This is a genomic window from Amycolatopsis rubida, from assembly GCF_900115345.1.
In the GTDB taxonomy this organism is placed as follows: Bacteria; Actinomycetota; Actinomycetes; order Mycobacteriales; family Pseudonocardiaceae; genus Amycolatopsis; species Amycolatopsis rubida.
Map to the genome: position 1 here is coordinate 369,189 of NZ_FOWC01000007.1, position 12,026 is coordinate 381,214.

Annotated in this window: 12 protein-coding genes; 9 read left to right on the top strand and 3 right to left on the bottom strand. The window is 70.3% G+C overall.

Going from position 1 to position 12,026, the window contains the following annotated elements; translation table 11 throughout:
* Nucleotides 1-293 precede the first annotated feature (293 nt).
* The 4 genes from BM362_RS26975 to BM362_RS26995 all read left to right on the top strand — a co-directional run bounded on the left by BM362_RS26975 (nt 294) and on the right by BM362_RS26995 (nt 3,121).
* Nucleotides 294-1,577 carry an FAD-binding oxidoreductase gene (locus tag BM362_RS26975; RefSeq protein WP_093575033.1) on the top strand — a complete coding sequence of 428 codons (1,284 nt, stop codon included), beginning with the start codon at nt 294-296 and terminating at the stop codon, nt 1,575-1,577.
* A 19-nt stretch (nt 1,578-1,596) separates the two neighbouring features.
* On the top strand, nt 1,597-2,199 hold the full coding sequence (locus tag BM362_RS26980; RefSeq protein ID WP_093575034.1) for a dihydrofolate reductase family protein: 603 nt from the start codon (nt 1,597-1,599) through the stop codon (nt 2,197-2,199).
* Nucleotides 2,200-2,211: 12 nt separating this feature from the next.
* A complete protein-coding gene (locus tag BM362_RS26985; protein ID WP_067587450.1) occupies nt 2,212-2,592 on the top strand; it encodes a PPOX class F420-dependent oxidoreductase in 381 nt (126 codons plus the stop codon).
* A gap of 85 nt (nt 2,593-2,677) precedes the next feature.
* Nucleotides 2,678-3,121: a TetR/AcrR family transcriptional regulator gene (locus tag BM362_RS26995; RefSeq protein WP_208865364.1), complete on the top strand. Its 444-nt coding sequence runs from the start codon at nt 2,678-2,680 to the stop codon at nt 3,119-3,121.
* A 130-nt stretch (nt 3,122-3,251) separates the two neighbouring features.
* On the opposite strand, the gene BM362_RS27000 is transcribed toward BM362_RS26995, so the two are convergent.
* On the bottom strand, nt 3,252-4,175 hold the full coding sequence (locus BM362_RS27000) for a LysR family transcriptional regulator (protein ID WP_093575113.1): 924 nt from the start codon (nt 4,173-4,175) through the stop codon (nt 3,252-3,254).
* A gap of 83 nt (nt 4,176-4,258) precedes the next feature.
* Here BM362_RS27000 and BM362_RS27005 point away from each other — a divergent pair, with 83 nt between their 5' ends.
* Genes BM362_RS27005 through BM362_RS27015 form a run of 3 tightly spaced genes read left to right on the top strand, consistent with a single transcriptional unit; the run spans nt 4,259 to nt 7,636 of the window.
* A complete protein-coding gene (locus tag BM362_RS27005; RefSeq protein WP_093575036.1) occupies nt 4,259-4,966 on the top strand; it encodes a succinate dehydrogenase cytochrome b subunit in 708 nt (235 codons plus the stop codon).
* A gap of 1 nt (nt 4,967) precedes the next feature.
* Complete coding sequence (locus tag BM362_RS27010; protein WP_093575037.1) at nt 4,968-6,896, top strand: fumarate reductase/succinate dehydrogenase flavoprotein subunit; 1,929 nt, start codon at nt 4,968-4,970, stop codon at nt 6,894-6,896.
* Nucleotides 6,893-7,636, top strand: coding sequence for a succinate dehydrogenase/fumarate reductase iron-sulfur subunit (locus BM362_RS27015; protein WP_093575038.1), 744 nt, complete (start codon nt 6,893-6,895; stop codon nt 7,634-7,636). The genes BM362_RS27010 and BM362_RS27015 overlap by 4 nt, the downstream gene beginning before the upstream one ends.
* 78 nt (nt 7,637-7,714) lie before the next feature.
* Here BM362_RS27015 and BM362_RS27020 read toward each other — a convergent pair whose 3' ends face one another.
* Nucleotides 7,715-8,572 (bottom strand): PRC and DUF2382 domain-containing protein, encoded by an 858-nt coding sequence (locus BM362_RS27020; RefSeq protein WP_093575039.1) that lies wholly within the window; start codon nt 8,570-8,572, stop codon nt 7,715-7,717.
* A gap of 462 nt (nt 8,573-9,034) precedes the next feature.
* Here BM362_RS27020 and erm point away from each other — a divergent pair, with 462 nt between their 5' ends.
* Together erm and BM362_RS27030 are read left to right on the top strand one after the other, a co-directional pair.
* Nucleotides 9,035-9,796 carry a 23S ribosomal RNA methyltransferase Erm gene (erm, locus tag BM362_RS27025; protein WP_093575040.1) on the top strand — a complete coding sequence of 254 codons (762 nt, stop codon included), beginning with the start codon at nt 9,035-9,037 and terminating at the stop codon, nt 9,794-9,796.
* Nucleotides 9,797-9,898: 102 nt separating this feature from the next.
* A complete protein-coding gene (locus BM362_RS27030) occupies nt 9,899-11,359 on the top strand; it encodes an aldehyde dehydrogenase family protein (protein WP_093575041.1) in 1,461 nt (486 codons plus the stop codon).
* Here BM362_RS27030 and BM362_RS27035 read toward each other — a convergent pair.
* Nucleotides 11,350-11,958: a TetR/AcrR family transcriptional regulator gene (locus BM362_RS27035; RefSeq protein WP_208865351.1), complete on the bottom strand. Its 609-nt coding sequence runs from the start codon at nt 11,956-11,958 to the stop codon at nt 11,350-11,352. The genes BM362_RS27030 and BM362_RS27035 overlap by 10 nt on opposite strands.
* Nucleotides 11,959-12,026: the final 68 nt, after the last annotated feature.

Below are 12,026 nucleotides of genomic sequence, written 5' to 3' on the forward strand. Positions count from 1 at the left end.
TCCCGGGAGGCCTGGTCGAGAACGGCGGCCGCGGGGCACCATCGTTCCGCTTCTCGCACGCCGTTCCGCACCGCACTGGTCCATCCTGATCGGTGGCGGTCGCGGGCACGACCGTTCCGCGCGCGCCGTGCTCAAGAACGGCAAGCCGCCGCACCGTGGTCGGTCGCCCTTCGCGGGCACGACCCGCACCGTTCCGCGTCGGCTTGAGCGTCCTTCAAGCATGTCCTTGGTGAGGCACGGCTGGCCGCCTCGCGGGCCTGAGCGTTCCGCTTCTCGCGCGACACTCGTCCCCGGTGCGCGATTTGTTCAAGAACGACCTGCCGGATCTCCGTAGCGTCAGCTCCGTGATCGACCTGACCGCGCTCGACGTCATCTCCCCCGGTTCGCCGGGTTACCGGGCCTGCGCCCGATCGAGCCTGATCGTTCGGTGTCATTCGGTCTCGGATGTCGTCCAAGTCATCGCCCACGCGGCGGCGACCGGCCGGCGCCTCATGCCGCGCGGTGGCGGGCATTGCTTCGTGGACAGGCGCCCGGCGGACGGGATCGTGGCGGATCTGTCCGGGATGGACCGGATCGCGGTCGACGACCATGGTGTCGCGGCGATCGGGGCCGGAGCGAATTTGGCAGCGATGTACGCGACCTTGCACGAGCACGGCCGGACGATTCCCGCTGGTTGCGGCGACACGGTCGGCATCGCGGGGCTGACGCTCGGCGGCGGCATCGGGCTGCTCGGCCGCCAGTACGGGCTGACCTGCGATCGGCTCGTCGGCGCGCAGGTGGTGCTTGCCGACCGGAGCGTCGTGGAGTGCGACGAACACCGGGAGTCCGACCTGTTCTGGGCGTTGCGCGGGGCGGGCGGCGGGCAGTTCGGGATCGTCACGGAGGTGCGGTTCGCGACGGTGCCGGAGCCGTCGGTCTGCCGGATCGAAGGGAGCTGGACAGCGGGCGACGTCGTCCAGGCATGGCAGGACTGGGCACCCGGCGCCCCTGACGGAATGTCGGTGAACCTCACCGTCCAAGCAGGACGCGCGACCCTCTTCGGGGCCTCCACGCTGCCGCCGGCGGAGACCGAGAGCCTGCTCAGGGAGTTCACCGCACGGGCCGGTGTTCGGTATGCAATAGACATCCGGCTGGCTGTTCCCTACAGCATGGTGAAGCCGACATTCAGCGCGCTTGACCCGGACGACAAACCCCGCCGCGCCCGGTCGGAGTTCTTCGCGCGCACGATGACGGAGCGCACCACGGGCGAACTTCTCCAGCGGCTCACCGGAAACCGGCGGCTGGCGTTCACCGCGATGGGCGGGGCGTACAACCGGGTCGCGGAGGAGGACACCGCGTTCGCCCATCGGGGCGAGCGGTTCCTGCTGGAGGAGGCCGGCGACCCGGGCGATCCGTGGGTGGACGAGGCGTGGAGCACGGCGCACGCGGAGGGGTCCGGCCGGGTTTATCCGAACTTTCCCGATCTCGCGCTCCAGGATCCGCGCCTCGCGTATCACGCGGGCAATCACCCCAGGCTCGCCGCGCTCAAGAAGAACTGCGACCCGCACCGTCTTTTCGACTTCCCCCAGGCTCTCTGAGCGACTACCGAGGAGCGTCATGACCAGAGTGTTCAGTGCCCTGTCGGTCTCGGTGGACGGGTACATCAGCGGCCGTCGCCAAGAAGGGGCCGACGAGGTCGGGAGCGGGCTCGGCGACGCCGGGGCGCTGTTCGACTGGTACTTCACCGGCGACACGCCCAGCAAGGTCTTCGACGGGTTCAGGCTTTCCGAGCCCAGCGCCCGGGTTTTCGACTCGCTCGCGGCGCGCGTCGGGGCGACCGTGGTCGGGCACGCGACGTACGACCACTCAAGCCACTTCGGTGGTAGTGGTCCGCATCCGACGGCGCCGTTGTTCGTGGTCAGCCACCAGCCGGTGCCGGAGCTGAGCGAGGCGCCGACCCAGGCGACCAGCGTCGAAGAGGCCGTCAAAGGCGCGCGGGCGGCGGCGGGCGACAAGGACGTCGCGCTCATGGGCGGCGTTCTGGTCACCGAGGCGATCAAGGCCGGGCTGGTCGACGAACTCGTGCTTCACCAGGTCCCGATCCTGCTGGGCGGCGGGCGGAGTTTCTTCGGCGAACTGCCGGAACACGTGCGGCTGCGGCTGGCCGAGACGGTCCCGGCTCCCGGCGTCACCCACCTTCACTACGAAATCATCCGCTGAGAGGAACCCCCGATGCTGAACCCCGAAGTCCGCCGCGTCCTCGACGGCACCCCGATCGCCCACCTCGCGACCGTGCTCCCGGACGGGTCGCCGCACGTCGTCCCGGTGTGGATCGGCACGCGCGGCGAGCGGATCGTCTTCCTCACCGGCCCGGACAGCCGCAAGGCCCGCAACCTCCGCCGCGACCCGCGCGTGGCGATTTCCCTTACCCCGCCGGACAATCCGTTCGAGCCGATCATCATCCGCGGCCGGGTGGCCGAATGGATCGAGGGCGAGCAGGCCTGGGAGATCGTCGACGAGGTGGCCAAGAAGTACATCGGACAGCCGTACCAGCGCGAGCAGGTGCGCGTCGTCGGCCTGATCGAGCCGGAGAAGCAGTCGGCGGGAATGTAGTCAGAAGGCGACCGACGCGGCCAGTTCCCGTTGCGAATCAAGGAGGCTCAGTCGTTCCGTGAGTGCGTTGTGGACCAATTCCCACGTGTCCGAGCCCAAGGCGAGGCGCAGCGGCGGGCCGGGTCCGGTTGGAGGGTGGTCTCGTACGGCGGCGCGCTGCCCCAGGCGAGAACCGCGCCCCGCTCCTGGAGGTCGCCGCGGAGGGCTCGACGCGGCACCGGCAGCGATCGCCAAACGGGCCGGAGTCGGCGTCGGCACGCTCTACCGGCACTTCCCGACCCGTGAAGCCCTGATCGACGCCGCCTGCCGGCATCAGCTCGCGGTGGTCTGCGAGCAGGCATCGAGCCTCCTCGCGCATCCCCGCCTATGTCAGCGCGAAGCACGGGATGTCGGCGGCGTCAGAGAACTCCTCTCCGCGGGCGCGGAGGACGCCACGCTCCGCGACGACGTGCCTGCCGAGGACGGCCTAGTCCTCATCAGCGGGATGGCCCTCCCTCGCCCGCCGACGCGGTCTAACACACGCCGGTAGCCAGCCGCACCACGACCGCGACAACGACGCCAGGGAACTCGTCGAGCACCATCTGGCCGAGCTGACCGGCGTCGTCGCACGATCGCGTGTCCATCTCGTGGACCTGGTCCCGACGACAGCGGACCGCTGATCACCCGCCGACGAGCGGACGCGTGCCGGGCGGCAGCCGGGCCACCCCGCCGCCCAGGTACTGCACCACCGCCTCCTGCAACGCCCGCACCGCGCGCGGCTGCTCGACGTCACGCCGGTACGCCAGCCGCACCACGCGGCTCAGGCCGGGCTCGGTGAATTGCGTGCGGCGGAACCGGTCCCCGACCACGGTGCTCGGCACGACCGCCAGGCCCAGCCCGGCCTGGACCAGCTCCAGCACCGCGTCCATCTCGCCGCCTTCGATCGCGAACAGCGGGTCGAAGCCCTCCGCGCGGCAAGCGGCCACGGTCGCCTCGCGCAGGTCGTAACCCTGCCGGAACATCACCAGCGGCCGGTGCCGCAGCGCGGCGATCGGCATCCGGCCGCGCACCGGGGCGGGCGCGTCCTTCGGCGAGATCACCACCAGGTCCTCGACGAACAGCGCGCGGCTCTCCAGCCGGGAATCGTCGTGGACGCGGCTGTCCACGATCATCGCCAGGTCCAGGCCGCCTTCCGACAGCGCGGTCTGCAGGTCCCGGGACCCGCTTTCGTGCAGCACCAGCTCGATCCCGGGATAGTCGCGGCGGAACGCGGCGAGCATCGCGGGCAGGAGGCCGGTGCACAGGCTCGGCGTCGCGCCCAGCCGCACCCGGCCGCGGCCCAGTTCGTCCAGCTCCCGGATGGCCCGGTACGCGGTCTCCGTCTCGGCGATGATCCGGCGCGCGATCGGCAGCAGCGTCTCCCCCGCCTCGGTGAGCGTGACGTTCCCGCGGATCCGGTGGAACAGCCCCGCGCCGACATCCCGTTCCAGCGCGCGGATCTGCTGCGACAGTGAGGGCTGCGCCACCCGCATCTGCTCCGCGGCCCGGGTGAAATGCCGCGTCTGCGCCACGGCCAGGAAATACGCCAGCTGCTGGAACTGCATGACCACCAGCATAGACTGTGCCTATCCTTTTGAGAGAAATCATGTGTTTGCCCTCTCGTCAGCGCCGACTTACCGTCGGTTCCGTGGCACTCGCACCCGCTCCGCCCCGCCGTCGCCCGGCGCTCGTGACGTTCTGGCGTTCGACCATCGGCAAGAAGGTCGTCATGGCCGTCACCGGGCTGATGTTCGTCGCGTTCCTGTTCGTGCACATGGCCGGGAATCTCAAGGTTTTCCTGGGGCCGCGGCATTTCGACGACTACGCCGCCTGGCTGCGGACCATCGGGGAACCGGTGCTGCAGAACGCCTGGTACCTCTCGATCCAGCGCGTCGTGCTGCTGATCGCGTTGGTGCTGCACGTGGTCGCGGCGGTGCAACTGTCCCAACGAGACCGGCGAGCGCGCCCGGTCAAGTACGCGCACGGCCAGCGGCGCAAGGCCAGTTTCGCGACGCACACCATGCGCTGGGGCGGCGCGACGCTCGCGCTCTACATCGTGTGGCACATCCTGGACCTCACCGTCGGCGTGGCCAACCAGGACTTCCGCGACGGCCAGCCGTACCACAACATCGTCGCGGACTTCCAGGTCTGGTGGGTCAACCTGATCTACATCGTCGCGCTGCTGATGCTCGGCCTGCACATCAACCACGGGTTCTGGAGCGCGGCGCAGACGCTGGGCATCACCAGCAAGGCCCGCGACCGGGCGCTCAAAACCGCGGGGTCCGTGCTCGCCGTCGTGATCACCGGCGGCTTCCTGATCGTGCCGATCGCCGTGATGGCGGGATGGGTGGCCTGACATGAGCGACTACACGCTCGGCGAGCCGATCGCCGACACGCGGGCGCCGGCCGGTCCGATCGAGGACCGCTGGGACAGCCGCCGCTTCGGCGCGAAGCTGGTCAACCCGGCCAACCGGCGGCGGCACCGGATCATCGTGGTGGGCACCGGCCTCGCCGGGGCGTCGGCCGGAGCGACCCTCGCCGAACAGGGCTACCACGTGGTCCAGTTCTGCTTCCAGGACTCGCCGCGGCGCGCGCACTCGGTCGCCGCGCAGGGCGGCATCAACGCGGCGAAGAACTACCGCAACGACGGCGATTCGGTCTACCGGCTCTTCTACGACACGGTGAAGGGCGGCGACTTCCGGTCCCGGGAGTCCAATGTGTACCGGCTGGCGCAGGTCTCCGCGCAGATCATCGACCAGGCGGTGGCGCAGGGCGTGCCGTTCGCCCGGGAGTACGGCGGACTGCTCGACACCCGCTCGTTCGGCGGCGTCCAGGTGCAGCGCACGTTCTACGCCCGCGGCCAGACCGGACAGCAGCTGCTGCTCGGCGCGTACCAGGCGCTGGCCCGGCAGATCGACGCCGGCGGCGTGGAGATGCACCCGCGGACGGAGATGCTGGACCTGATCGTGTCCGACGGCAAGGCACGCGGAATCGTCGCACGCGATCTGGTGACCGGCGAGGTGACCACGCATCTCGCGGACGCGGTCGTGCTCGCGACCGGCGGCTACGGCAACGTCTTCTACTTGTCCACCAACGCGAAAGGCTCCAACGCCACCGCGATCTGGCGAGCGCACAAGCGCGGCGCGCACTTCGCGAACCCGTGCTTCACGCAGATCCACCCGACCTGCATCCCGCGCTCGGGCGAACACCAGTCGAAGCTGACGCTGATGAGCGAGTCGCTGCGCAACGACGGCCGGATCTGGGTCCCGAAGCAGCCGCGCGACCCGCGTCCGCCGAAGGAGATCCCGGAGTCCGAACGGGACTACTACCTGGAGCGGATGTACCCGAGCTTCGGCAACCTCGTGCCGCGCGACATCGCTTCGCGTGCCGCGAAGAACGTCTGCGACGCCGGGTTCGGCGTCGGTCCCGGCGGGCTCGGCGTGTATCTCGACTTCGCGGACGCGATCGCGCGGCTGGGCCGTCCGGCGGTGGAAGCCAAGTACGGCAACCTGTTCGACATGTACGAGCGGATCACCGCGGAGAACCCGTACGAGGTTCCGATGCGGATCTACCCGGCGATCCACTACACGATGGGCGGGCTGTGGGTCGACTACGACCTGCAGAGCACGGTCCCCGGCCTCTTCGTGATCGGCGAGGCCAACTTCTCCGACCACGGCGCGAACCGGCTCGGCGCGTCCGCGCTGATGCAGGGCCTCGCCGACGGCTACTTCGTGCTCCCGGCCACGCTCAACGACTACATCGCCCGCGGCGGCTTCCCCGCGCTCGACCCGGCCGATCCGGCGGTCGCGCAAGCCGAAACCGCGGTACGCGACCGGCTGGAACGGCTGTTGTCCGTGCGCGGCACCCGCAGCGTCGACTCTTTCCACCGCGAACTGGGCCACCTGATGTGGGACCACTGCGGGATGTCCCGATCCGCCGAGGGCCTGCGGAAAGCACTCGACCGCATTCCGCAGCTGCGCGCCGAATTCTGGCGAGACGTCCGCGTCCCGGGCACGGGCGCCGAACTGAACCAGGAACTGGAGAAGGCCGGTCGCGTCGCCGATTTCCTGGAACTCGCCGAATTGCTGCTGCTCGACGCACTCGTGCGCGAGGAATCGTGCGGCGGCCATTTCCGCGAGGAACACCAGACCGAAGACGGCGAGGCACAGCGCGACGACGAGCGGTTCTCCTTCGTCTCGGCCTGGGAGTACGGCGAGAAGCCGGTGCTGCACCGGGAAATCCTGAACTTCGAGCACGTCCATCCCACCCAGCGGAGCTACACGTGAAACTCACCCTGCGGGTCTGGCGCCAGTCCGGCCCGGACGACGACGGCGGGCTGGTCGACTACCCGGTCGAGGACGCCAGTCCGGACATGTCGTTCCTGGAGCTTCTCGACGTCCTCAACCAGCACCTCATCGAGGACGGCGCCGAGCCGATCGCGTTCGACCACGACTGCCGGGAGGGCATCTGCGGCTCGTGCGGCGTCGTGATCAACGGGCGGGCGCACGGCCCGGAACGCACCACGACCTGCCAGCTGCACCTGCGCGCGTTCCGCGACGGCGACGTGCTGGACGTGGAACCGTGGCGCGCCAAGGGCTTCCCGGTGATCAAGGACCTGGTGGTCGACCGGTCGGCGTTCGACCGGATCATCGAGGCGGGCGGATACGTCACCGCCCCGACCGGCAGCGCGCCCGAAGCGCACGCGACGCCGGTGCCCAAGCCGGACGCCGACCTCGCCTTCGACAACGCGACCTGCATCGGCTGTGGCGCCTGCGTGGCGGCCTGCCCGAACGGGTCGGCGATGCTGTTCACCTCGGCGAAGGTGGCGCACCTGAACTCGCTGCCGCAGGGCCAGCCGGAACGCGCTCAGCGGGTGCTCGACATGGTGGAAACCATGGACGCGGCCGACTTCGGCGGGTGCACGAACACCGGCGAATGCGTCGCGTCGTGTCCCAAGGGGATTCCGCTGACGAGCATCGCGAACCTCAACCGCGAGTTCATGAAGGCCAGCCGCACGCGCCGGTAGCCGAAGGTCCGTGAGGGGGCCCTGAGGGAATCAGATTCCCTCAGGGCCCCCTCACGGACCGAGGACCAGGGGCCCGGGTCAGGACTTCTTGTCCCGGCGGGTGTCGTCGTCGATGTCGATCCGCTCCTTGCGGACCTTCCCCTGGACGGTCTGCTCCTCGGTGACCTGCTCGGTGCCGAGGCGCACCCGCTCCACCGGTACGGTTTCCTTCTGCACCACCGGCTTCTCGGCGTGCAGCACGACGTCCTGCTCCGCCTCGCCGATCTCGGCCTTGCCCGCCGCCTTGGCGTCGGTGATCGGCTCGCGCTCGACGCGCACTTCCTCGTGCGTGACCGGCACGGTCACCTGCTCCTCCTCGGTCACCACGTACTTGCGCAACCGGACGTGGCCGGTTTCGACCTCTTCGGTGCCGACCCGCAGGTGCTCCTCGGAGCGCACCACGTCACCGGTGCCGGACGCGTCGTGCCGTCCGCCCTCGGCAGCGTGCTCAGCGCTCGGCCGCCCCTTGGCCCCGGCGGTGTCCCGGCCGGCCGGCCGCGTGGTGCCCGCGACGCCGCCCGCCGCACCGCCTGCCGCCGCGTCGCGTCCGCGGTCCCGCATGTTCTCGCCGTTCCCGCCGCGCGGAGCAGGCAAGCCGTAGTACTTGTACAGCTCGACGCTTTCCTTTTCGGAGAGATGGCCTTCGGCGTCGATGCGCGGGGCGTCGGACACCTGGTCCTTCGCGACCTGGACGTGCAGGCCGTCGCTCTCCATGCCGGCACCCGACAGCGGCACGAAGCTCTCCTTCTGGCCGAACAGCCCGGTCTTCACCGTCACCCACTCCGGCCGCCTGGTGTCGTCGGCGAGATAAACCGTGCCCACCTTGCCGATCTTGCTGCCGGAATTGTCCATCACGGTGCTGTCGACGAGGTCCTGCGGCTGGATTGCGCGTGCCATGGGTCCACTCCATTTCCCGAATCGGAATTTCTCCTCCGGGTCCCACTCTCCGGCTGGTCACAGCCCCGCGCAAGCGTCGTACCCCTCAGCCGAGCGACCCCGTTTCGTGTCAGTTTGCGGCCCGGGATCAGCGGGTACCTCCTTCGCAGGAGGACCGTTCTCCGGGTCCCGGCGGAATGGGCGGAAATTGTTCTTCCACCAGGGAAAAATGGCTGCCGCCGAATTCCGGAAGCGTCGTGCGGCCCGCGGGGAGTTCTCTGCGCGAAAACCGGATGCGACCCGTGGGACCGGTCGGCTAGGCTCCCCGCCCATGGGTGCCTTCTTCGCCGCGTACGCATTGACTCGCCTGCGCAACGCCTGAGCGCCGGACGCGCAACGCTCCGTCGCGCTCTCCCGTTGTCCGTCCGGGCTGCCGGTTCTGGCACCCGGGTCGCTTCCTCATGCGCGGAGTACGCACCCCTGATGTCTGCCCAGTCCTTCGGCGGACGGCACGAACTCGGCCAGAACTTCCTGGCCGACCCCGCCGTCATCGCCGCTGTCTGCACTGCCGCCGGCCGCACGACCGGTCCCCTCGTGGAACTGGCCGCGGGCGACGGCGCACTGACCGTTCCGCTCAGCCGCACCGGCCGCCCGCTGACCGCGGTCGAACTCGACCCCCGCCGCGCCCGCCGCCTTGCCCGGCGGACCGGCGGCCACGTCGAGGTCGTCCAGGGCGATCTGCTCCGGCACCGGCTGCCCGACGTTCCGCACACCGTCGTCGGCAACCTTCCCTTCCACCTCACCACCGCGGCCCTGCGCCGGTTGTTCCGGCAGCCGCACTGGGAACTCGCCGTGCTGCTGGTGCAGTGGGAAGCCGCCCGCCGCCGGGCCGGAATCGGCGGCGCCTCCCAGATGACCGCCGCCTGGTGGCCGTGGTTCGAGTTCGCCGTCCCCGCCCGGGTTCCGGCGCACGCGTTCCGTCCTCGCCCGGCTGTGGACGGCGGGATCCTCGTGATCACCCGCCGCCCGGCGCCGCTCGTCGACGATCAGGCGGAGTACCAGGAGTTCGTCCGCACGGTCTTCACCGGACGCGGCCGCGGGCTGGGCGGGATCCTGCCCCGCACCGGCCGCCTCAGCGTCCGCGCGGCTCGGACTTGGCTTGCTCGGCAACGGCTGTCGCCGCAGGCACTCCCCCGCGACCTCACTGCCGGGCAGTGGGCGTCGCTGTGGGACCTCGCCCGGTGAGCCTGCATCGACCAGCCCGATGCAGGGCAGCGAAAAGCTCCGCTTTCCCGCACCGCGGCAGCTGGCGATAGTGAACGGAAGCGACGAAAGGCGGTTCCGGGAATGAACCACGGCGACTGGGTGCGCGAGGCCGCGCGGCTGCGGCCCCGAACCGCGGCCTTTGTGGACGGTGACTGGCTCGAAGCCAAGTCCGGCAAGACTTCTGCCGACGTCAACCCCGCCACCGGGCACCCGGTCGCGCACGTGGCCGAATGCGGCCAAGCTGAGATCGACACCGCGGTCGCCGCCGCCCGGCGCGCGTTCGAGGACGGCCGCTGGTCCCGGCTCGCCCCGGCCGAGCGCAAGAAACGCCTGCTGCGGCTGGCTGACCTGATCAGTGCGCACGGGCGGGAACTGGCGCTCTGCGACACCCTGGACGTCGGCCGTCCGATCTCGGACACGTTCGGCCAGGACGTGCCCGCGACCGTCGAGTGCTTCGCCTGGTACGCCGAAGCGCTCGACAAACGCTACGACGAGGTCGCGCCCGCCCCTCCGGGCAATTTCGCCGCGATCCGGCGCGTGCCGCTCGGGGTGGTGGGCGCGGTCGTGCCGTGGAACTTCCCGCTCGACATCGCCGGGTGGAAACTCGCCCCCGCGCTGGCCGCGGGCAACAGCGTCGTCCTCAAACCCGCCGAACAATCGCCGCTGTCCGCGCTTCGATTAGGAGAATTGGCCGCGGCGGCGGGAATTCCGGACGGGGTGCTCAACGTCGTGCCGGGCTTCGGCGAAACCGCGGGACAGGCGCTGGGACGGCATCCGGACGTCGACGTCCTCGCCTTCACCGGGTCGACGCCCGTCGGCGGGCTGTTCCTGCGCTATGCCGGCGAGTCGAACCTCAAGCAGGTCTGGCTCGAATGCGGCGGCAAGAGCCCGGTCGCGGTGTTCGCCGACGCGGATCTCGACGCCGCCGCGGACCTGGTCGCCTTCGGGTTCTGCGCGAACTCCGGCCAGGTCTGCTCGGCCACCACCCGCCTGCTCGTCCAGGCCTCGGCGGCCGACGACTTCCTCGCCCGGCTGCGGGAGAAGGTCGCTGAGTGGGTGCCCGGAGATCCGCTGGACCCGGCCACGAAACTGGGTCCGATGATCGACGAGAACGCCGCGGCGCGGGTGCTGGCCGCCGTCGAGACCGGCAGCGGGACCGTCGTCGCCGGCGGCACCCGCCGGGGCGCGTTCCTGGACCCGACCGTCGTCACCGGCCTGGCCGCCGACGATCCGCTGGTCACCGAGGAGCTGTTCGGGCCAGTGCTCGCCACCCTCCCGTTCGGGACCGAAGCCGAAGCGATCCGGCTCGCCAACGACACCCCGTACGGCCTCGCCGCATCCGTCTGGACCCGCGACCTCGCCCGCGCGCACCGCGTCTCCGACGGCATCCACGCCGGGACGATCTCGGTGAACACAGTCGACGCGCTCAGCACCGCGACCCCGTTCGGCGGCTTCAAGCAGTCCGGATTCGGCCGCGACCTTTCCCTGCATTCGTTCGACAAGTACACCGGCCTCAAGACGGTCTGGACGGCCTACGCCTGACCGAGGTCGCGTCCGGTTTCCGCCGCCAGGTACCCGAGCAGCAGCTCGCGCGTCCTGGCCGCGGACAGGCTGGTGTTGCGCCCGGCGAGATGCAGGCCGTAGGCGTCTTCCAGGGCCACCGCGTTCGCCGCGATGTCCGCCGCGGGCGACCGCAGCCGGAACTCTCCGGTGTCCTGACCGTGCGCGAGCGCGGCCGAGTACAGCGACACCTCGCGGTCCCAGAGCGCCGTCATCAACACCGCGTGCGCCGGGTTGCGCGCCGCATGGACGTGCATTTCGTACAGCACCCGGCTCAACGGATCGTTTTCACCGGACGGAAGCCCCGCGTCGACCAGCCGCGCCAGCCGCCGGACCGGATCGTCCTCGGCCTCCGCGGCGCGCGCTCGCGCCCAGTAGAACCGGTCGACCGCGTCGCGGTGCAGTTCGAACAGCAGATCGTCGAGATCCGGGTAGTAGTAGCTGACCGAGCCTGCGGACAGCCCGGCCTCCTCGGCGACGTCGCGCACGCGGAGACCGGCCAGCCCCCGCGTCCGGATCGCGCGGGCGGCCGCCGCCACCAGCTCGTCGCGTCGCTTCGCCTGGTCCTTGGGTCGTGCCACATCCAGGATTATTGATGACGTGCATCGAAAAACCCAGTACCGGTTCCGGAGAACCCACCCCGTAAGGG